A 21,740-nucleotide genomic window follows, 5' to 3' on the forward strand; every position below is an offset into this window, starting at 1 on the left:
AGACCATGGGCTGCTCCGTTACTCGTCAAGCTGATGTTCCGAATCCACGATCACCGTCGTGCGTGTCCGCTGACAGTAAGAACCTACTTAGGGCTACCCGTTGCGGGTGGCATACTGGCGTTCAAGAGGTGAACAACGTGGAGCTCTTATCTGGCGCTGAAATGGTCGTCCGCTTCCTGCGTGACGAAGGCGTTAAGTACATCTACGGGTACCCGGGTGGTGCCCTCCTGCATATTTACGATGCCCTGTTCAAAGAACCGGAAGTGACTCACATCCTAGTTCGCCATGAGCAGGCCGCTACCCATATGGCTGACGGCTATGCCCGCGCCACCGGCAAGGCCGGTGTGGTGCTGGTGACCTCCGGCCCGGGCGCGACCAATGCCATCACCGGCATTGCCACCGCCTACATGGATTCCATCCCGATGGTGGTGATCTCCGGTCAGGTGCCGAGTGCCATGGTCGGTACCGATGCCTTCCAGGAAACCGACATGGTCGGTATTTCCCGCCCGATCGTGAAGCACAGCTTCATCATCAAGCACCCCTCGGAAATCCCCGAAGTGCTGAAGAAGGCGTTCTATCTCGCGGAGTCCGGTCGTCCCGGCCCGGTCGTGGTGGACATTCCGAAGGACATGGGTGACCCGACCCAGAAGTTCGAATACGTCTACCCGAAGAAGGTCAAGCTGCGCTCCTACAGCCCGGCGGTACGTGGCCACTCCGGCCAGATCCGCAAGGCTGCCGAGATGCTCCTGGCCGCCAAGCGTCCGGTCATGTATTCCGGCGGTGGCGTGATCATGGGCGGGGCTTCCGCGCCGCTGACCGAACTGGCGCAGATGCTCAATCTGCCGGTGACCAACACCCTGATGGGCCTCGGTGGTTATCCGGGCACCGACCGCCAGTTCATCGGCATGCTCGGCATGCACGGCAGCTACACCGCCAACCTGGCCATGCACCACGCCGATGTGATCCTGGCGGTCGGTGCGCGTTTCGATGATCGCGTGATCAACGGTGCGGCCAAGTTCTGCCCGAACGCCAAGATCATTCATATCGACATCGACCCGGCTTCGATCTCCAAGACCATCAAGGCCGATATCCCGATCGTTGGCCCGGTGGACAGCGTGCTGACCGAGATGGTCGCCATCCTCAAGGAAATCGGTGAAACCCCGAACAGGGACACCGTTGCCAGCTGGTGGAAGCAGATCGACGAGTGGCGCGCCGGTGGCCGTCTGTTCCCCTACAACGAGGGCGACGGTTCGATCATCAAGCCGCAGACCGTGATCGAAACCCTGTGCGAAGTGACCCGTGGCGATGCCTACGTCACCTCCGATGTCGGCCAGCACCAGATGTTCGCCGCGCAGTATTACAAGTTCAACAAGCCCAATCGCTGGATCAACTCCGGTGGCCTGGGCACCATGGGCTTCGGTTTCCCGGCTGCCATGGGCATCAAGCTGAACTTCCCGGAGGCCGACGTGGCCTGCGTGACCGGTGAAGGCAGCATCCAGATGAACATCCAGGAGCTGTCGACCTGCCTGCAGTACGACCTGCCGGTGAAGATCGTCAACCTGAACAACGGCGCTCTCGGCATGGTCCGCCAGTGGCAGGACATGCAGTACAACAGCCGTTATTCGCACTCCTACATGGAGTCGCTGCCGGACTTCGTCAAGCTGGCCGAAGCCTACGGTCACGTCGGCATGCGCATCACCGAGCTGAAGGACCTCAAGCCCAAACTCGAAGAAGCCTTCGCTCTGAAGAATCGCCTGGTATTCCTCGATATCGCGGTGGATTCCAGCGAGCACGTCTATCCGATGCAGATCAGAGACGGCGCGATGCGTGACATGTGGCTGAGCAAGACGGAGCGGACCTAAGATGCGACATATCATCTCCCTGCTGCTGGAAAACGAGCCGGGCGCACTGTCCCGCGTGGTCGGTCTGTTCTCCCAGCGTAACTACAACATCGAAAGCCTCACCGTTGCGCCAACCGAGGACCCGACGCTGTCGCGCCTGACCCTCACCACCGTTGGCCATGACGAGGTGATCGAGCAGATCACCAAGAACCTCAACAAACTGGTCGAGGTGGTCAAGCTGGTCAACCTGTCGGAAAGCGCCCACATCGAGCGCGAGCTGATGCTGGTGAAGATCAAGGCCACCGGCGCCCAGCGCGCCGAGGTCAAGCGCACCACCGACATCTTCCGCGGCCAGATCGTGGATGTGACCAGCAGCGTCTACACCGTGCAGCTGACCGGTACCAGCGACAAGCTCGACAGCTTCATCCAGGCCATCGGCACCGCGTCGATCCTGGAAACCGTGCGCAGCGGTGTCACCGGCATCGCTCGCGGCGACAAGGTACTGAGCATCTGATCGCTGTGCTGATAGAAAGCCCCGCCTGGTGCGGGGCTTTTTATTGCCTGAAATTCAGCGCTGGCGATTCCAGAACGCAGCGATCAGAGGGTCCTTGAGGCGTTTTTCCAGGGCGAACAGACCGATGTCGTACGCGGTGAGTGGTGGCTGGATGTCGTAGAGGCGAATGCGTGCGGTCAGCGGGCTGTTGTCCAGCACGATCTGCGGCACCACGCCAATACCGAAGCCCAGGCTCACCATGCTGACGATGGCCTCGTTGCCGCTGACCTGGGCATAGATGCGCGGCTTGATGTTGTGACTTTTCAGCCAGCGATCGGTGCGCGTTCGAGCCAGGCCTTCTTCCGAGAGAATCATCGGCACGTCCTTCCAGCTCTCGGCTGTCGGATGCTTAAGCTGTTCCTCGTTCAGCAGTTGCGGCGCTAGCGGACCGATAAAGCGGAGCTCCGAGCGTGTTATCGACTGAAATTCCACCCCGGCCGGCAGGCTGTCGGGGAGGGCGCCGATGGCCAGATCCTCCAGTCCCTGCTGCACACGTTCGACGGCTTTCGCCGGATCACCGGTGTGCAGCTTCATCTCGATGCGTGGGTAATCCTGGCGGAAGCTGCTGAGGATGTCGTAGAGAAAGCTGTAGCTCGCGGTGACCGAGCAATATAGCGACAGCTCGCCATGCAGGTTCAACTGGTCCTGCATGAAGGTCTGGCGAATCGCCTGCCAACCGTTCATGACCTCGCTCGCGTACTCGCGAAACTGCTGACCCTCGCGGGTCAGGCGCACCGAGCGGTTGTCGCGCACGAACAGCGCGGCCCCCAGTTCGTCCTCCAGTTGCTTGATGCTGCGGCTGAGCGCCGAAGGGCTGACATGCTGCTCGCGGCTGGTGCGGCCGAAGTGCAGATTGTCTGCGAGAGAGAGAAAAAGTCGGAGGGAATGGCTGTCCATTGCGTTTCATTTATCGGCATGTTGTGTTGCAAATATATCATTTTACGCAATGGTGCGGATCACTTAAGGTGTCTTCGTCGCGGTGCCTTGCACCTCATCCCTTTCGATTCAAAAGAGCCAAGAACATGAAAGTTTATTACGACAAAGATTGCGACCTCTCCATCATCCAGGGCAAGAAAGTCGCCATCATCGGTTATGGCTCCCAGGGCCATGCCCAGGCCTGCAACCTGAAGGATTCCGGCGTCGATGTCACCATCGGTCTGCGTAAAGGCTCCGCGACCGTTGCCAAGGCCGAAGCTCACGGCCTGAAAGTGACCGACGTGGCCAGCGCCGTTGCCGCGGCCGATCTGGTCATGATCCTGACTCCGGACGAGTTCCAGGGCCAGCTGTACAAGAACGAGATCGAGCCGAACATCAAGAAGGGCGCGACTCTGGCCTTCTCCCACGGTTTCGCCATCCACTACAACCAGGTCGTTCCGCGTGCCGACCTCGACGTGATCATGATCGCGCCGAAGGCCCCGGGCCACACCGTGCGTACCGAGTTTGTCAAAGGCGGCGGCATTCCTGACCTCATCGCCGTTTACCAGGACGCTTCCGGCAACGCCAAGAACGTCGCCCTGTCCTACGCCTCGGGCGTTGGCGGCGGCCGTACCGGCATCATCGAAACCACCTTCAAGGACGAGACCGAAACCGACCTGTTCGGTGAGCAGGCCGTTCTCTGCGGCGGTACCGTCGAACTGGTCAAGGCCGGTTTCGAAACTCTGGTCGAAGCCGGCTACGCGCCGGAAATGGCCTACTTCGAGTGCCTGCACGAACTGAAGCTGATCGTTGACCTCATGTACGAAGGCGGCATCGCCAACATGAACTACTCGATCTCCAACAACGCCGAGTACGGCGAGTACGTGACCGGTCCGGAAGTGATCAACGCCGAATCCCGTCAGGCCATGCGCAATGCTCTGAAGCGCATCCAGGATGGCGAATACGCCAAGATGTTCATCAGCGAAGGCGCCACTGGCTACCCGTCGATGACCGCCAAGCGTCGCAACAACGCCGCTCACGGTATCGAAGTCATCGGTGAGCAGCTGCGTGCGATGATGCCGTGGATCGCTGCCAACAAGATCGTCGACAAGACCAAGAACTAAGGTCTGCGATGTGCGAAAGAACGCGGCTTTATGCCGCGTTTTTTCATTCTGAGGTGAGGCTTCTGGTATAAAGCCAGCTCACTGGAAGGCGAACTGAGCTCAGTCGCCCCGGTCGAAATTCGTCAAACCCGTTGCAAGGTGCTGTTCATGAGTGAAGGTCCCGAGGATCAAAAGCCGGCTGGCGACAACCTGGAAAGCCTGCTGCCGATCGACGAGCACGTAGAGGAAGTGCAGGACGCGGAAGGGCGCAAGGTACGTCATCGTGGTATCTATCTGCTGCCCAATCTGTTCACCACGGCCAATCTGTTCGCCGGTTTCTACTCCATCATCAATGCGATGAACGGTAACTTCTACGTTGCAGCTGCCGCCGTGTTCGTGGCCATGGTGCTCGATAGTCTGGATGGCCGCGTTGCGCGCCTGACCAACACCCAGAGCGCCTTTGGCGCCGAGTATGATTCGCTGTCCGACATGGTCGCCTTTGGTGTCGCTCCGGCATTGCTGGCCTTCGAATGGGCGCTGGGCAGCATGGGCAAGGTTGGTTGGATGGTGGCCTTCATCTACGTGGCGGGGGCTGCCTTGCGTCTGGCTCGCTTCAATACGCAGATCGGCAGCGTCGACAAGCGCTACTTCATCGGGCTGGCCAGCCCGGCTGCGGCCGGCGTCGTAGCCGGCACGGTCTGGGCATTCAGCGATTTCGGTATCAAGGGCTCGAACATGGCTTTTGCCGTGGCTCTGCTGGTCGCTGCCGCAGGTTGCTTGATGGTCAGCAATATCAAGTACTACAGCTTCAAGGATCTGGACCTGAAGGGGCGTGTCCCTTTCGTTGCGATTCTGGTGGTTGTGCTGGTCTTCGCCGTGGTGTTCAGCGATCCGCCGCGCATTCTGTTGCTGATTTTCCTGGCCTACGCATTTTCCGGCCCCATTCAGTACTTGTTGCAGCTGCGTCGTCGTAAATCAGTCTGACCCTGTAATTTCTTCCGCACTCCGTGGTCTACAGTTCGTTTTCCGAACTGTAGTCGCGGAGTTGCCATGCTCATCAGAGTTCCTCCCTCTTCTCGGGCTCTCGAGTCCGAAGTCACGCCTGAGTCCGTTTACCTCTCTCGTCGCAAACTGATGCAGGGCTCGCTGGCGCTGGCAGCCATGACTGCCATGCCGGGTCTGGCCAGTGCTGACACTCCAGGTGTCTACGCCGATGTCGAGCCGTCAAAGGCTCCAGGCTGGTTTCAAGAGAAGCTGGCAGCGGCGCGTTGGCAGGCGATAACCGCTGAAGGTGAAAGCATCACGCCCTTCAAGGACGCCACGCACTACAACAACTTCTATGAGTTCGGTACAGGCAAGGGCGACCCTGCGGCCAATGCCGGCAAGTTGCAGGTCGAGCCCTGGACGGTCATGGTCGATGGCGAAGTGAGCAAGCCAGGGCGCTACTCCATCGAGGATCTGGTCAAGCCGCATGCATTCGAAGAACGCATCTACAGGCTGCGCTGCGTCGAGGCCTGGTCCATGGTCATTCCCTGGCTGGGGTTCCCTCTGGCTGATCTTCTCAAGCAGGTCGACCCCACCTCGTCGGCTCGCTATGTGCGCTTCGAGACGCTGGTCGATCGTGAGCGCATGCCGGGGCAGCGCTCGGGGTTCTCGCTGATCGATTGGCCCTATGTCGAGGGGCTGCGGCTGGATGAGGCCATGCATCCGTTGGCTTTTATGGCGGTGGGTATGTATGGGCGAGTGCTGCCGAACCAGAATGGGGCGCCACTGCGCCTGGTGGTGCCGTGGAAGTATGGCTTCAAGAGCATCAAGTCCATCGTGCGCATCAGTCTGGTCGAAGAAGCGCCCAAGACCACCTGGGAGCGCATCGCGCCTAACGAGTATGGCTTCTATGCCAACGTCAATCCGCAGGTCGACCATCCTCGCTGGTCGCAGGCAACCGAACGCCGACTGCCCAGTGGCCTGTTCAGTCCGAATGTGATCGATACGCGCATGTTCAATGGCTATGAGGAGGTCGCTGATCTCTACGCAGGCATGGATCTGGCGAGGTACTACTGATGCGCTACAGGCTCTGGCGCTTCGGCGTATTCCTGGCTGCATCGGTGCCGCCGCTTTATTGGTTGTACTGCGCCGCCTTCAATCTGCTGGGGCCTGATCCCGGCAAGGCGCTGGTAGATAACCTGGGCCTCGGTGCCTTGATCCTTCTGCTGATCACCCTGGCCATGACACCGCTGCAGCAGCTGACTCGCTGGGGAGGCTGGATAGCGGTTAGGCGGCAACTGGGGCTTTGGTGCTTTGCCTATGCCGCTTTGCATCTGTCGGGCTATGTGCTGTTTATTGCCGGGCTGCGGCTGGAGCTGGTGCTACGCGACCTTTCCGAACGTCCCTATATCATTGTGGGAGCGCTGGCTTTTGTCGGGCTCCTGATGTTGGCCGTTACCTCGAACCGCTTCAGCATCCGGAGGCTGGGCCGTAAGTGGAAGACGCTGCACCGCCTGGTCTACATCATCCTGCTGCTGGCCTTGCTGCATATGCTCTGGGTGGTGCGTGCCGATCTGGGCGAGTGGCTCGCTTATGCGCTCATGGGCGGAGGGCTGCTGCTGACGCGTGTCTCTGTCGTAGCGAGTGGGTTGCAGCGAGCTGGCGCCCTCTGTCGAGAAAATCCGAAGAAAGTTGAAATATAAGCTTGACGCGCATTCTACTGGATGTAGAATGCGCGCCACTTCAGCGATGAAGCGCTTCAAAAACTACTTGTTAATCAATAAGTTAAGTTGAATGAAGGGCTTGCAAGGCTGAGTGAGGCGTGTAGAATGCGCGCCGGTCGACAGGCGGTGGTTTAGTCCTGTTGGTGCTTCGGTCGAATGGATCGAAGGCGGTTGAAAGAGGTGGTTGACAGCGGTTTTGAACGCTGTAGAATGCGCCTCCCGCCGGAGAGAAGAAGTTCGGATCGAAGGCGCAAGTGGTTGAGTAGAAAAGAGTTTCTCCGGAAATAAATTCGAAAAACAGCTTGACAGAGAGAGGGACTGCTGTAGAATGCGCGGCCTCGGTTGAGACGAAAAGCTTAACCAACTGTTCTTTAACAACTGAATCAAGCAATTCGTGTGGGTGCTTGTGAGGTAAGACTGGTAGTCGACTGATTATCAGCATCACAAGTAACACTCGTGAATTCGAGAGTTTATTTGCGATTGCTGAGCCAAGTTTAGGGTTTTCTCAAAACCCAAGCAGTATTGAACTGAAGAGTTTGATCATGGCTCAGATTGAACGCTGGCGGCAGGCCTAACACATGCAAGTCGAGCGGATGAAGGGAGCTTGCTCCCTGATTTAGCGGCGGACGGGTGAGTAATGCCTAGGAATCTGCCTGGTAGTGGGGGATAACGTTCCGAAAGGAACGCTAATACCGCATACGTCCTACGGGAGAAAGCAGGGGACCTTCGGGCCTTGCGCTATCAGATGAGCCTAGGTCGGATTAGCTAGTTGGTGAGGTAATGGCTCACCAAGGCGACGATCCGTAACTGGTCTGAGAGGATGATCAGTCACACTGGAACTGAGACACGGTCCAGACTCCTACGGGAGGCAGCAGTGGGGAATATTGGACAATGGGCGAAAGCCTGATCCAGCCATGCCGCGTGTGTGAAGAAGGTCTTCGGATTGTAAAGCACTTTAAGTTGGGAGGAAGGGCATTAACCTAATACGTTAGTGTTTTGACGTTACCAACAGAATAAGCACCGGCTAACTTCGTGCCAGCAGCCGCGGTAATACGAAGGGTGCAAGCGTTAATCGGAATTACTGGGCGTAAAGCGCGCGTAGGTGGTTCGTTAAGTTGGATGTGAAAGCCCCGGGCTCAACCTGGGAACTGCATCCAAAACTGGCGAGCTAGAGTACGGTAGAGGGTGGTGGAATTTCCTGTGTAGCGGTGAAATGCGTAGATATAGGAAGGAACACCAGTGGCGAAGGCGACCACCTGGACTGATACTGACACTGAGGTGCGAAAGCGTGGGGAGCAAACAGGATTAGATACCCTGGTAGTCCACGCCGTAAACGATGTCAACTAGCCGTTGGAATCCTTGAGATTTTAGTGGCGCAGCTAACGCATTAAGTTGACCGCCTGGGGAGTACGGCCGCAAGGTTAAAACTCAAATGAATTGACGGGGGCCCGCACAAGCGGTGGAGCATGTGGTTTAATTCGAAGCAACGCGAAGAACCTTACCTGGCCTTGACATGCTGAGAACTTTCCAGAGATGGATTGGTGCCTTCGGGAACTCAGACACAGGTGCTGCATGGCTGTCGTCAGCTCGTGTCGTGAGATGTTGGGTTAAGTCCCGTAACGAGCGCAACCCTTGTCCTTAGTTACCAGCACCTCGGGTGGGCACTCTAAGGAGACTGCCGGTGACAAACCGGAGGAAGGTGGGGATGACGTCAAGTCATCATGGCCCTTACGGCCAGGGCTACACACGTGCTACAATGGTCGGTACAAAGGGTTGCCAAGCCGCGAGGTGGAGCTAATCCCATAAAACCGATCGTAGTCCGGATCGCAGTCTGCAACTCGACTGCGTGAAGTCGGAATCGCTAGTAATCGTGAATCAGAATGTCACGGTGAATACGTTCCCGGGCCTTGTACACACCGCCCGTCACACCATGGGAGTGGGTTGCTCCAGAAGTAGCTAGTCTAACCTTCGGGGGGACGGTTACCACGGAGTGATTCATGACTGGGGTGAAGTCGTAACAAGGTAGCCGTAGGGGAACCTGCGGCTGGATCACCTCCTTAATCGAAGACATCAGCTTCTTCATAAGTTCCCACACGAATTGCTTGATTCATAGTCGAAGACGATGCTGTAACGCGACCCTGTTATAGGTCTGTAGCTCAGTTGGTTAGAGCGCACCCCTGATAAGGGTGAGGTCGGCAGTTCAAATCTGCCCAGACCTACCAATTGCTTGGTGCAGAAGATTACGGGGCCATAGCTCAGCTGGGAGAGCGCCTGCTTTGCACGCAGGAGGTCAGCGGTTCGATCCCGCTTGGCTCCACCACTCTCGCGCGTTGCGGTAGAAGGAAAGAGTTCAGAAATGAGCGCTTCAGGGTAGACCTGGTGAGTGCTGATTTCTGGTCTTTTGACCGGTAGAAAATCGTTCTTTAAAAATTTGGGTATGTGATAGAAGTGACTAACGACGTGTTTCACTGCACGTTGTTAATCAAGGCAAAATTTGTAGTTCTCAAGACGCAAATTTTCGGCGAATGTCGTCTTCACGATTGAGACAGTAACCAGATTGCTTGGGGTTATATGGTCAAGTGAAGAAGCGCATACGGTGGATGCCTTGGCAGTCAGAGGCGATGAAAGACGTGGTAGCCTGCGAAAAGCTTTGGGGAGTCGGCAAACAGACTGTGATCCAGAGATCTCTGAATGGGGGAACCCACCTAGGATAACCTAGGTATCTTGTACTGAATCCATAGGTGCAAGAGGCGAACCAGGGGAACTGAAACATCTAAGTACCCTGAGGAAAAGAAATCAACCGAGATTCCCTTAGTAGTGGCGAGCGAACGGGGACTAGCCCTTAAGTTGGTTTGAGTGTAGTGGAAGGCTCTGGAAAGTGCCGCCGTAGTGGGTGATAGCCCCGTACACGAAACGCTCTTATCAATGAAATCGAGTAGGACGGGGCACGAGAAACCTTGTCTGAACATGGGGGGACCATCCTCCAAGGCTAAATACTACTGACTGACCGATAGTGAACCAGTACCGTGAGGGAAAGGCGAAAAGAACCCCGGAGAGGGGAGTGAAATAGAACCTGAAACCGTATGCGTACAAGCAGTGGGAGCCCACTTTGTTGGGTGACTGCGTACCTTTTGTATAATGGGTCAGCGACTTATATTCAGTGGCGAGCTTAACCGAATAGGGGAGGCGTAGCGAAAGCGAGTCTTAATAGGGCGCTTTAGTCGCTGGGTATAGACCCGAAACCGGGCGATCTATCCATGGGCAGGTTGAAGGTTAGGTAACACTGACTGGAGGACCGAACCGACTACCGTTGAAAAGTTAGCGGATGACCTGTGGATCGGAGTGAAAGGCTAATCAAGCTCGGAGATAGCTGGTTCTCCTCGAAAGCTATTTAGGTAGCGCCTCGTGTATCACTGCTGGGGGTAGAGCACTGTTTCGGCTAGGGGGTCATCCCGACTTACCAAACCGATGCAAACTCCGAATACCAGCAAGTGTCAGCACGGGAGACACACGGCGGGTGCTAACGTCCGTCGTGAAAAGGGAAACAACCCAGACCGTCAGCTAAGGTCCCAAAGTTATGGTTAAGTGGGAAACGATGTGGGAAGGCTTAGACAGCTAGGAGGTTGGCTTAGAAGCAGCCATCCTTTAAAGAAAGCGTAATAGCTCACTAGTCGAGTCGGCCTGCGCGGAAGATGTAACGGGGCTCAAACCATACACCGAAGCTACGGGTTCATCCTTTGGATGAGCGGTAGAGGAGCGTTCTGTAAGCCTGTGAAGGTGAGTTGAGAAGCTTGCTGGAGGTATCAGAAGTGCGAATGCTGACATGAGTAACGACAATGGGTGTGAAAAACACCCACGCCGAAAGACCAAGGTTTCCTGCGCAACGTTAATCGACGCAGGGTTAGTCGGCCCCTAAGGCGAGGCAGAAATGCGTAGTCGATGGGAAACGGGTTAATATTCCCGTACTTCTAGTTACTGCGATGGAGGGACGGAGAAGGCTAGGCCAGCACGGCGTTGGTTGTCCGTGTTTAAGGTGGTAGGCTGGTTTCTTAGGTAAATCCGGGAGATCAAGGCCGAGAGCTGATGACGAGCGTTCTTTTAGAATGCGAAGTGGTTGATGCCATGCTTCCAGGAAAAGCTTCTAAGCTTCAGGTAACTAGGAACCGTACCCCAAACCGACACAGGTGGTTAGGTAGAGAATACCAAGGCGCTTGAGAGAACTCGGGTGAAGGAACTAGGCAAAATGGCACCGTAACTTCGGGAGAAGGTGCGCCGGTGAGGGTGAAGTATTTACTACGTAAGCCCATGCCGGTCGAAGATACCAGGCCGCTGCGACTGTTTATTAAAAACACAGCACTCTGCAAACACGAAAGTGGACGTATAGGGTGTGACGCCTGCCCGGTGCCGGAAGGTTAATTGATGGGGTTAGCGCAAGCGAAGCTCTTGATCGAAGCCCCGGTAAACGGCGGCCGTAACTATAACGGTCCTAAGGTAGCGAAATTCCTTGTCGGGTAAGTTCCGACCTGCACGAATGGCGTAACGATGGCGGCGCTGTCTCCACCCGAGACTCAGTGAAATTGAAATCGCTGTGAAGATGCAGTGTATCCGCGGCTAGACGGAAAGACCCCGTGAACCTTTACTATAGCTTTGCACTGGACTTTGAGCTTGCTTGTGTAGGATAGGTGGGAGGCTTTGAAGTGGGGACGCCAGTTCTCATGGAGCCATCCTTGAAATACCACCCTGGCAACCTTGAGGTTCTAACTCTGGTCCGTCATCCGGATCGAGGACAGTGTATGGTGGGTAGTTTGACTGGGGCGGTCTCCTCCCAAAGAGTAACGGAGGAGTACGAAGGTGCGCTCAGACCGGTCGGAAATCGGTCGTAGAGTATAAAGGCAAAAGCGCGCTTGACTGCGAGACAGACACGTCGAGCAGGTACGAAAGTAGGTCTTAGTGATCCGGTGGTTCTGTATGGAAGGGCCATCGCTCAACGGATAAAAGGTACTCCGGGGATAACAGGCTGATACCGCCCAAGAGTTCATATCGACGGCGGTGTTTGGCACCTCGATGTCGGCTCATCACATCCTGGGGCTGAAGCCGGTCCCAAGGGTATGGCTGTTCGCCATTTAAAGTGGTACGCGAGCTGGGTTTAGAACGTCGTGAGACAGTTCGGTCCCTATCTGCCGTGGACGTTTGAGATTTGAGAGGGGCTGACCTTAGTACGAGAGGACCGGGTTGGACGAACCTCTGGTGTTCCGGTTGTCACGCCAGTGGCACTGCCGGGTAGCTATGTTCGGAAAAGATAACCGCTGAAAGCATCTAAGCGGGAAACTTGCCTCAAGATGAGATCTCACTGGAGCCTTGAGCTCCCTGAAGGGCCGTCGAAGACTACGACGTTGATAGGTGGGGTGTGTAAGCGCTGTGAGGCGTTGAGCTAACCCATACTAATTGCCCGTGAGGCTTGACCATATAACACCCAAACAATCTGCCCTCAACGCAGAGGGTGTCGATGGTGAAGTCGACAACAGCCGAAAATTTGCGAGAGCTACAGGCCCAAGGGCCAAGCCAAACGACTGTCACATACCCAATATGGGGTCGCGTCTAAACCACGAGACTCCAACCGAATTGCTTGACGACCATAGAGCGTTGGAACCACCTGATCCCATCCCGAACTCAGAAGTGAAACGACGCATCGCCGATGGTAGTGTGGTGCTTCACCATGTGAGAGTAGGTCATCGTCAAGCTCCTATACGAAACCCCAGATCTCGAAAGAGGTCTGGGGTTTCTTCTTTTTGGCTGGAAAACACAGAGCGCGTAGGGGGCGCTGTGCGCACCGCTGATGACGCGGTTACAAAGGTGCGCGCGGCGCACCCTACGGGTGTGCCGGCGTTTGGCTACGCTCGGTAGAATGCGCGAATTCTGCAGGAGACTTTCATGTCTGACTCGCCGCCCGAACCGTCCTTGTCATCCTTGCCTGTCGAGCAACTGGTCGCCTGTCATGAGTGCGATCTGCTGATGCGCAAACCGGTGCTGCAGGATGGTGAAAGCGCCGAATGCCCGCGTTGTGGTTACGAGTTGTTCAGTCACCGACATCATGTCGTGCGCCGTAGTCTGGCCTTGGTGCTGACGGCGTTGCTGCTCTATGTGCCGGCCAATTTCCTGCCGATCATGCAGCTCAATCTGCTGGGGCAGACCTCGCAGGATACCGTCTGGAGCGGGGTGCTCGGTCTCTACGAGAGTGGCATGCAGGGTATCGCGGTCGTGGTCTTTCTCTGCAGCATGGCCGTGCCGCTGCTCAAGTTGCTCTGCCAACTGTTGGTACTGCTCAGCATTCGCCTGGACTTCGGCCGCGGCTATGGTTTGCTGCTATATCGGATTTATCACCATATGCGTGAGTGGGGGATGCTTGAGGTCTATTTCATGGGCATTCTGGTCGCCATAGTGAAGCTGATGGACCTGGCCGACTTGAGTCTGGGGCTGGGGCTGTTCTGTTTCATCGCGCTGCTTCTGGTGCAGGTGTGGCTGGAGGTGACCATGTCGCCGCATCAGATCTGGGAAGCGCTGTCCGGGGAGGACATTCATGCGGGCGATTGATGCAGGGCTGCTGATCTGCCATGAATGTCACCAGCTCAACCCTGTCGAGACGGATGCCGCGCACCAATACTGCAGCCGCTGCGGTGGGCAAATACATGCGCGTCGCCCCAATAGCCTGGTGCGCACCTGGGCCCTGTTGCTGACGTCGGCGATTCTCTATATCCCCGCTAACCTGCTGCCGATCATGACGGTCAACAGCCTGGGCAAGGGGGCGCCTGCGACCATTATGGGCGGTGTCTTGGAGCTGATTCACTTTGGCATGCTGCCGATTGCCGCAGTGGTCTTCATCGCCAGTATCCTGGTGCCCACCTTCAAGTTGGTTGGCATAGCCCTGCTGCTGTATTCGGTGCAACGCCATCAGCCTATGTCGGCACGTCAGCGCATCCTCATGTATCGCTTCATCGAATGGATTGGCCGCTGGTCGATGTTGGATATCTTCGTCATCGCCATTCTGGTGGCGCTAGTGAATTTCGGCAGCCTGGCCAGTATCGAGCCCGGACTCGGCGCGGCTGCCTTTGCCAGTGTGGTGATCCTGACCATGCTGGCCGCTCTCACTTTCGACCCTCGTCTTATCTGGGACAATACGGAACCTGACCATGACTGATCTGCCAATGGCAAAAACACGGCCGGCCTCCAACTGGTCGGCCATCTGGGTTCTGCCGCTGATTGCTCTGCTGATTGGTGGCTGGCTGGCCTGGCGTGCCTATAGCGAGGCCGGCATCGAGATTCAGGTGATGTTCGAAAGCGGCGACGGCATTCAGGCCGGCAAGACCGAGGTGATCTACAAGGGGATGCCGGTCGGCAAGGTCATCGCCCTGACGCTGGATCGCAGCGAGGCACGGCGTGGGGTAATCGCCACGCTGGAGATGAACAAGGAAGTGGAGGCCCGCTTGGTCACGGGGACTCGCTTCTGGCTGGTCAAACCCAGTGTCACGCTGGCGGGTGTCACCGGATTGGAAACCCTGGTGTCCGGCAACTACATCGCCGTAAGCCCTGGTGAAGGCGAACCGAGCCGCGAATTCACCGCCTTGCCCGAGGCGCCGCCGCTGGCGGACGATGTGCCTGGACTGCACCTGACACTCAAGGCCGAACGCCTGGGTTCGCTGAACAAGGACAGCCCGGTCTTCTACAAGCAGATCCAGGTGGGCCGGGTGAAGAGCTTCGCCCTTGCCGAGAACCAGAGCACGGTGGAGGTGAAGGTCTTCATCCAGCCGGAGTACGCCAGCCTGGTACGCAAGCACACGCGTTTCTGGAACGCCAGCGGCATCTCCGTCGATGCCGGGCTGTCGGGGGTGAAGGTGCGCACCGAGTCGCTGGCGAGCATCGTTGCCGGCGGTATCGCCTTTGCTACACCCGAGCATCGTACCGACAGTCCTGCAACCGACCCCAGCATCCCTTTCCGCCTCTACGAGGACTACGAGGCGGCCCAGGCCGGCATCCGCATTTCGCTCAAGCTGCATGACTTCGAAGGCCTGGAGCCTGGGCGTACCCCGGTGATGTACAAAGGCATCCAGGTCGGCCATATGAAGACGTTCAAGGTCGACAAGGATCTGAGCGGCGCCCAGGTGGAACTGATGCTCGACCCGCGCACCGAGGACTACCTGGTCGAGGGTACCGATTTCTGGGTGGTCAGGCCGTCCATCTCGCTGGCCGGTATCACCGGGCTGGAGGCGCTGGTCAAGGGCAACTACATCGCCATTCGCCCCGGCGAAAGCGGCAGCCCGCCTCGGCGCGAGTTCGAGGCGCGAGCCAAGGCGCCGCCGCTGGATCTGGGCGCACCTGGCTTGCACCTGGTGCTTTTCAGCGACAGCCTGGGCTCGATGGAAGTGGGAAGTCCGATTCTTTTCCGGCAAATCAGAGTGGGCAGCGTGCAGAGCTTTCAGCTGTCACGCGACGACAGCCAGGTGGTGCTGGGTGTGCATATCGAACCGGAATACAGCCATCTGGTGAACAGTTCGACCCGCTTCTGGAACGCCAGCGGTATCACGCTAAAAGGCGGATTGTCGGGAGTGGAGCTCAAGAGCGAGTCGTTGCAGACATTGCTCGCTGGCGGCATTGCGTTCGAAACACCGGATCCCAAGGCGGCCAGGGGCGAAGGTCGAGTGCTGCGTTTCGCCCTGCATGCCGATCGCGACGATGCCTTGCAGCCCGGCCTGCAGATTGGCATCCGCGTTGCCGATGGTGACGGCCTGCAGCCCGGCACCCTGGTGCGCTACAAGGGGCTGGAAGTGGGCAAGGTGGAGAATCTGAGCCTGACCGATGATCTGCAGGCGGTAATGCTCAATGTGCGCATTACCCAGGCGGCCGAGCAGATCGCCCGTGAAGGCACGCGTTTCTGGGTAGTGAAGCCCGAGTTGAGCCTGACTCGCGCTGCCAATCTCGGCACCCTGGTCAGCGGTCAGTATCTGGAAGTGCAGCCTGCCGGGCAGAAAGGGGCGCGGCGTACCGAGTTCGTCGCCCTGGCCAGTGCACCGAATCAGGCCGTGCGCGAAGAAGGCCTGCGCCTGGTGCTGAGCGCGCCACGACGCGGCTCGATCAAGCCGGGCGTGATTGTCAGCTACCGCGAGGTGCCGGTGGGCAAGGTGGTGGATTTCGAATTGGGGCCGACCTCGGATCGTGTGCTGATCCATGTGCTGATCGAACCGCGCTATGCACCGCTGGTGCGCAGCGGCAGCCGTTTCTGGAATGCCAGCGGCATCGGCGTGGATGCCGGGCTGTTCAAGGGCGTGAAGGTGCGAACCGAATCGCTTGAGGCCTTGCTCGAAGGCGGTATCGCCTTCGCCACGCCGAACAACCCGGAGATGGGCGGCCCGGCGCAGCCGGGGCAGACCTTTGCCCTGTTCGACGAGCCGCAGGAAGCCTGGATGCAGTGGGCGCCGAAGATCGTGCTGCAGCAGTGAGTAAGTAACGAAGAGGGCCGCAGTGAGCGGCCCTTTTCATGTCTACGAGCTCGTGAGGGCGGATGTGAAAAGCGACATCCGTCCTATGCCCTACACCCGTAGAGGGTTTGGCATTGCTCGTTGGTGCGCATGGCGCACCCTACGGAAGTCCGCCCGCGGCCGCATGACCGTGGGAGGAGCGTTCAGGCCGGCTCGGCGGCTTCCTCCTGTTGAGGCGCCTGCGCCTTGGCACTTTCGCGCGGCTTGATGAACTTCCAATCCGCCTCGTCGATATAGATGCCGTTGGGGCCGCTGCCGCCTTCCAGGTCGATGGCCACGTGGGCCGAGACCTGCGGCTTCACCGACGCCAGGATCGGCACGAAGCCCAGCTGCAGGCTGGTTTCGATCAGCGCCTGCTGGTTGCGTTCGTCGATGTCCGCCGCCTCGTCGAGGTAGTAGGGCAGGCGCACGCGTCCGGCCTGCTCGCGGTCCATCAGGTGCAACAGCAGGTACATATTGGTCAGCGCCTTGATGGTCATGGTGGTGCCGTTGGAGGCTGCGCCATCGATATCGGTGTGGATGATCGGCTGGCCGTGCACCTTGGTGATCTCGAAGGCCAGCTCGAACAGATCCTTGAGGCCCAACTGGTTGCCGTTGGCGGCGACCAGGCGCGACAGGTAGTCCTTGGCTTCCTCGTTCTTGGCGTCCTGCTCGGCCGACTGCGACAGGTCGAACACCGACAGGGTTTCGCCTTCCTCGTACTGGCCGGCGCTGTGGATGATCTGGTCGATATGGCGCAGGGCTTCCTTGTTCGGCGCCAGGACGATGCGGAAGCTCTGCAGGTTGGAGACCTGGCGCTTGTTGATCTCGCGGTTGAACAGCGCCAGTTGGTGCTCGAGGTTGTCGTAGTCGCTGCGGATATTGCGCAGGGTACGGGCGATATCGGTGACCGCTGCACGGCGCGCCTTGGCCAGGGTCAGGGCTTCGTCCTGGCGGTGGGCGTAGGCGTTGACCAGCAGTTGCAGGCGGCGCTCGACATCGTCCTCGCTGTCGAACTTGGCCACGCCCTTCAGGCGTACCTGGGCGTAGAGCGCCTCGATCTGACCGTCGATACGCTGCAGCGCCTGCCAGGTGTCCTGGTAGTCGTTGAGCAGCGGCAGCAGGTTGTCCAGGCTGTCGTCGACGGGCTCCATAAACGGCGTGCCGAAGGGCAGGTCGGCCGGCAGCAGTTGGCGACGGCGCAAGGCGTCTTCCAGGGTGCGCTCCTTGGCTTCCAGATCGGCCAGTTGACGGCCGACCAGCTGCAGCTTGGCGGAGAGCTGCTGCACGCGCTCGGCGAAGGCATCGCTGGCGCGCTTGAGTTCGTCCTGGGCGCCTTCCAGTTCGGCCAGGCGCTCCAGTTTCTGCGGCTCCTCGGCAGCCAGGGTCTGGCTCTTGCGGAAGTCTTCCAGGGCTTTTTGCGCATCCAGCACGGCCTGGTACAACGTCTCTGCCTGGGCCTTGCTCGCGGCGCGGTCGGCGGCGACCGATTGCTGGGTCTTGAGCTGCTTGAGCTCGCGCTCCAGGCGATCCTTCTGGTCGCGCAGGGCGGCGCGGTCGGCCAGTGCCTGCAGTGCCGGGGGCTCGATATGGCTGAGGTCGATGGACAGGCCCGGCACGGCGAAGGTGTCGCCCTTGAAGCGATCCAGCACCGCTTCGACCGCCTTGACCCAGTCGTCACCCTCGGCCTGGATGCCTTTCTCACCCAGCGGCAGGCTGAACAACTGGCCGTTGAACAGGCGCATCAGACGGTCGACGTCCTGCTGGCTGAACTCCTCGCGCAGGCGCGAGTAGCTGTTGTTGTCGGCGTGGTCGAGCTGCTGCTTGACCGACTTGAGGCGTTTTTCCAGGTCGCGCAGGCGCTCGTCCAGGTCTTCGCTGGAGAACTGCCGCGACTGCGCCAGGGCGCCGGCCAGTTCGTCGTGGGCGTCCTTGGCGGCGAGCAATTGCTCTTCCAGCACCTTGGCGTTTTCCACCAGGGCGAAGCGGTTCTTCAGCACGGAAAGCTCGCCCAGCCAGCGCTGGATTTCGCTGATCTCGCGCTCAAGGCGCATCAGCTCACTGGTACCGCCGCGCTGCTCGTTCTGCAGGCCGTCCTGCTCGTTGCGATAGTGTTCGGCCTGGATCACCAGCTCTTCCTTGCGCGCATCGGCGTAGTCGTGCCAGGTGCCCAGCAGGTTGTCGAGCAGTGGCGAGAGACGATGCAGCTTGCCGCGCAGAGTCTCGCGCTGAGTGACGCCCGAGGCCAGTGCCTCGATCAGCGGGCCGGCGGTGACCAGGGCCTGGTAGTCCTGCTCCATGCGGCGCACGTCGCGGAAGGCTTCTTCGGTCGCGGCGATATAGTCGACGCTACCCGAACGCAGGCTGTGCTCGAAGGCATCGAGGAACAGCTGCTTGAGCTTCGCCGCTGTGATCTCCCTCATATGCAGCAGGTTGATGAATAGCGCGCGGAAGGTCTTCAGGCTCTGCTCGCTGGTCGAGCGCAGCGGGATCAGGGTCAGGTCCAGCGGGATGCTGGTGTGGCCGCCGACCAGCAGGCGACGCAGTTCGTCGGGCTTGAGTTCGTAGGCGGTGATGCCGGCCTGACCGAGGTTCTTGAACAGTTCGCGCTGGCGCAGGCAGGTGCCGTTCTGCTGGTAGTGCTCCAGGTCCAGTTCGCCAGCGTAGGCGAAGAACTGGTGGCCGAAACCGCCACCGGGGCCACGACCGGCCACGCCGATCACGTGCGGGCCATGGGGCAGGGCGACTTCGACGAGGATGTAGCTGGTGTCGCTGGCGAAGTAGAACTTGCGCGAGGCTTCCAGGCTGTATTTGCCGAAGCTCATGTCCGACATGCGTGCCAGGATCGGGAACTGCAGGGCGTTGATCGAGGCGGATTTGCCCAGGTTGTTGGCGCCGTAGACCGACAGCGGGTTTTCCAGCGGGAACAGGCCGAGGCTGTAGCCGGCGGTGTTCAGCAGGGCGAAGCGGCGGATGCCGTAGCGTTCCTGGCTCATGCGTCCATCTCCTGTGCGGCGCGTTCTTCAGCCATGGCGCGGGCCAGGGCGTCTTCCTCGGATTCTTCGATATCGATGACAGCGGTCGCGTCGGCGTCGCCGTCATCATCCAGCAGCACCGGCGCCGGCAGCGGCAGGTCGCTGCTGTGCAGGCTGGCGGCCAGGTCGCGGTCGTGCTGCACCGACAGGCAGACGTCGAGGAAACGGTGCATCGGCGGCAGGAAGCGGTATACGCCGTTGCTGTCCTCGGCGAAGCCGAGCTGGGTGAGGCGGCGAATGATCTTGTCTTCCAGCTCCTCGAAGGTGGTCACCTCGGCCTGCAGGAACAGGTCGCGGTACTTCTCCAGCAGCGCCGGCAGCTCGTCACGGCCGATGCTGCCGCCGTCGAGTACGGAGAGCGGGTCGCGGCCCTGGTCGGCCAGATGCTCGACCAGGATGAAGGTGAACAGCGCCAGGCGCTGCGCGGTCTTGTTCACCTGCGGCGCAACCTGCTCGGGGACGAAGTAGTAGAAACCGCGCGGGTCGCACACCAGCTCGAAACCGAGGGCGCGGAACAGTGCGCGGTACTGGTCCTGCATGCTGGACAGCTGGGCGTAGCACTCCGGCTCGCTGCGCGAGATGTGGTAGCCCTTGAACAGGTCGCGGAAGGCGGCCGCGAGCTGGGTCATTTCTTTCAGGTCGATGTTCATGGCAATCCGTTGGCTAGTGGGGCCGCGTAGGGTGCGCCGTGCGCACCGGGTCGTCGGTTATGGTGCGCACGGCGCACCCTACGGAGTCTTGAGCAGGGCATAGGAACTGAGGCTGACCTCGTGCTCGCGGGTCAGGTACTGGCGGCGTTCCAGACGTTCACGCTGGAAGCGCGACTCGCGCGACAGGCGCGAGAACCAGTAGAGCAGCTCGTCGGTGGCGCCTTCCGGTTCCTGTTCCAGCAGCCAGGCCATCAGGTCCGGCAGCGGCAGGGCCTGCTCGCAGCGCTCGATCATTTCCCGCGCGGTCTTCGGCGCCTTGGGCGCGCCGCCCTTGCGGCTGCCGCTGGCCTTGGGGAAATGCGCCGGCTTGGCTTCGAAGCGCGCCAGGGCATAGACGTAGGCCTCGACCTGGCTGGCCGAACCGAGGAAGTTGCTCTGCGGCCGGGTGAACAGCGGCATGGCTGCCTGCGGCACGGCGTCGATGCCCTTCTTGCGGATCACCGACAGCGCCAGTGCCGCGCCACGGGTCACAGCGTTGTGTCGACGCGCTTCCTCGCGCAGCGGCAGCAGCAGCTCGCGAGCCTTGCGCAGGGTCAGCTGGGCGGTGGTCTGCATTTCCAGGATGCGCGCGTGGGTGCGCAGCAGCAGATCGTCGTCGACCAGCTGGCCGAGGCGCTGCTGGTCGCCGAGCAGGCGCAGCAGCACCTGTTCGACGCGGCGCACGCCCTGCTCGAAGGCACCGTCGGCGGCGACCAGCTGGATCATCGGCTCGACGTACTCGTCCCAGGTGGCCAGCACTTCGGCGTAGCGCTGGCGCAGGGGAATATGCCGATCCGAGGTCTTGGCCCGGTCGGCCACGCCGACCAGCGCCTGTTCATCGTTGGCCAGCTTCTTCAGCACGTCGCGCACGCGCATATCGAGCAGGCGCAACTGGCGCGCCAGGTCGTTGGCGTCGCGCACCTCGAAGGCGTCCTGGATGTAGCCGGCCAGACGCTCCAGATGGCGCAGGTAGGCTTCGATCTCCAGGCACAGGCCGAGGCGGTGCTCGCGGCGCAGGTAGGCGAGAAAATCATGAATCTGCGCGTTGAGCTCGAAGCGGTTGGGGCTCTTGGCCACCGGCACCAGGATATCCAGGCGGATCCAGGTGTCGAGCAGGGCGGTGGTGTCGCTGGGCGTGGCGTCGGGCAACTGCGTGGCAAGCTGGCTGCGCAGCTCCACCAGGCTCAGGGTGCCGGCGTCGAAACGCTCGCAGAGCGGTTCGAGCAACGTCCAGTGTTCGGCGAGGGCGCGCAAAACGCGCTTGGGATCGATCATCGAGGCGCCGGGTTCCAGGCAGGTTAAAAGGCGCAATTGTACTGCAAGGCGAGTGCCGTTTATGAGCGCAAGTCGATCAGAGGCAGGTGACGCTATTCGGCACATTGGGACG

General features: G+C 59.5%; 13 protein-coding genes, 2 tRNA genes and 3 rRNA genes. 14 read left to right on the forward strand and 4 right to left on the reverse strand.

The genetic code is table 11. The features are described 5' to 3' along the window. The first annotated feature begins 137 nt into the window (after window positions 1-137). Both L1F06_RS05300 and ilvN read left to right on the forward strand, forming a co-directional pair. The gene (locus tag L1F06_RS05300; protein ID WP_129483969.1) at window positions 138-1,862 is read left to right on the forward strand and encodes an acetolactate synthase 3 large subunit; all 1,725 of its coding nucleotides are present in this window, start codon (window positions 138-140) and stop codon (window positions 1,860-1,862) included. A gap of 1 nt (window position 1,863) precedes the next feature. Continuing rightward, window positions 1,864-2,355, forward strand: a complete 492-nt coding sequence (ilvN, locus tag L1F06_RS05305) for an acetolactate synthase small subunit (protein WP_003243161.1) — start codon at window positions 1,864-1,866, stop codon at window positions 2,353-2,355. Between the two features lie 54 nt (window positions 2,356-2,409). Here ilvN and ilvY read toward each other — a convergent pair whose 3' ends face one another. Continuing rightward, complete coding sequence (ilvY, locus tag L1F06_RS05310) at window positions 2,410-3,291, reverse strand: HTH-type transcriptional activator IlvY (protein WP_096827263.1); 882 nt, start codon at window positions 3,289-3,291, stop codon at window positions 2,410-2,412. A gap of 125 nt (window positions 3,292-3,416) precedes the next feature. On the opposite strand from ilvY, the gene ilvC reads away from it, so the two are divergent. The 12 genes from ilvC (at window position 3,417) to L1F06_RS05370 (ending at window position 16,611) form a co-directional block, all read left to right on the forward strand. Further along, the gene (gene ilvC / locus L1F06_RS05315) at window positions 3,417-4,433 is read left to right on the forward strand and encodes a ketol-acid reductoisomerase (protein ID WP_011921089.1); all 1,017 of its coding nucleotides are present in this window, start codon (window positions 3,417-3,419) and stop codon (window positions 4,431-4,433) included. 147 nt (window positions 4,434-4,580) lie between these two features. Beyond that, on the forward strand, window positions 4,581-5,396 hold the full coding sequence (gene pssA / locus L1F06_RS05320; protein WP_129483970.1) for a CDP-diacylglycerol--serine O-phosphatidyltransferase: 816 nt from the start codon (window positions 4,581-4,583) through the stop codon (window positions 5,394-5,396). A gap of 66 nt (window positions 5,397-5,462) precedes the next feature. After that, window positions 5,463-6,473 (forward strand): protein-methionine-sulfoxide reductase catalytic subunit MsrP, encoded by a 1,011-nt coding sequence (gene msrP, locus L1F06_RS05325; protein ID WP_129483971.1) that lies wholly within the window; start codon window positions 5,463-5,465, stop codon window positions 6,471-6,473. Beyond that, the gene (msrQ, locus tag L1F06_RS05330; RefSeq protein ID WP_129483972.1) at window positions 6,473-7,099 is read left to right on the forward strand and encodes a protein-methionine-sulfoxide reductase heme-binding subunit MsrQ; all 627 of its coding nucleotides are present in this window, start codon (window positions 6,473-6,475) and stop codon (window positions 7,097-7,099) included. Before msrP ends, msrQ begins: the two co-directional genes overlap by 1 nt. Window positions 7,100-7,644: 545 nt before the next feature. After that, window positions 7,645-9,180, forward strand: a 16S ribosomal RNA gene (locus L1F06_RS05335). An 85-nt stretch (window positions 9,181-9,265) separates the two neighbouring features. Beyond that, window positions 9,266-9,342: transfer RNA gene (locus tag L1F06_RS05340), tRNA-Ile, on the forward strand. A 22-nt stretch (window positions 9,343-9,364) separates the two neighbouring features. After that, window positions 9,365-9,440: transfer RNA gene (locus tag L1F06_RS05345), tRNA-Ala, on the forward strand. A 253-nt stretch (window positions 9,441-9,693) separates the two neighbouring features. Continuing rightward, window positions 9,694-12,586 (forward strand): 23S ribosomal RNA (locus L1F06_RS05350). A gap of 159 nt (window positions 12,587-12,745) precedes the next feature. Then, window positions 12,746-12,861, forward strand: a 5S ribosomal RNA gene (gene rrf, locus L1F06_RS05355). Together the 16S, 23S and 5S rRNA genes with 2 tRNA genes alongside form the textbook arrangement of a ribosomal RNA operon. Window positions 12,862-13,051: 190 nt before the next feature. Continuing rightward, on the forward strand, window positions 13,052-13,711 hold the full coding sequence (locus L1F06_RS05360; RefSeq protein WP_011921091.1) for a paraquat-inducible protein A: 660 nt from the start codon (window positions 13,052-13,054) through the stop codon (window positions 13,709-13,711). After that, window positions 13,698-14,315, forward strand: coding sequence for a paraquat-inducible protein A (locus tag L1F06_RS05365; RefSeq protein WP_129483872.1), 618 nt, complete (start codon window positions 13,698-13,700; stop codon window positions 14,313-14,315). Before L1F06_RS05360 ends, L1F06_RS05365 begins: the two co-directional genes overlap by 14 nt. Beyond that, window positions 14,308-16,611 (forward strand): PqiB family protein, encoded by a 2,304-nt coding sequence (locus L1F06_RS05370; RefSeq protein ID WP_129483873.1) that lies wholly within the window; start codon window positions 14,308-14,310, stop codon window positions 16,609-16,611. Before L1F06_RS05365 ends, L1F06_RS05370 begins: the two co-directional genes overlap by 8 nt. 182 nt (window positions 16,612-16,793) lie before the next feature. On the opposite strand, the gene mksF is transcribed toward L1F06_RS05370, so the two are convergent. The 3 genes from mksF to mksB all read right to left on the reverse strand — a co-directional run bounded on the left by mksF (window position 16,794) and on the right by mksB (window position 21,628). After that, window positions 16,794-19,625 carry an Mks condensin complex protein MksF gene (gene mksF / locus L1F06_RS05375; RefSeq protein ID WP_129483874.1) on the reverse strand — a complete coding sequence of 944 codons (2,832 nt, stop codon included), beginning with the start codon at window positions 19,623-19,625 and terminating at the stop codon, window positions 16,794-16,796. Further along, a complete protein-coding gene (gene mksE, locus L1F06_RS05380) occupies window positions 19,622-20,314 on the reverse strand; it encodes an Mks condensin complex protein MksE (protein ID WP_100547968.1) in 693 nt (230 codons plus the stop codon). Before mksE ends, mksF begins: the two co-directional genes overlap by 4 nt. 78 nt (window positions 20,315-20,392) lie before the next feature. After that, window positions 20,393-21,628 (reverse strand): Mks condensin complex protein MksB, encoded by a 1,236-nt coding sequence (gene mksB, locus L1F06_RS05385; RefSeq protein WP_129483875.1) that lies wholly within the window; start codon window positions 21,626-21,628, stop codon window positions 20,393-20,395. Window positions 21,629-21,740 lie beyond the last annotated feature (112 nt).

The organism is Pseudomonas hydrolytica (assembly GCF_021495345.1).
GTDB lineage: Bacteria > Pseudomonadota > Gammaproteobacteria > Pseudomonadales > Pseudomonadaceae > Aquipseudomonas > Aquipseudomonas hydrolytica.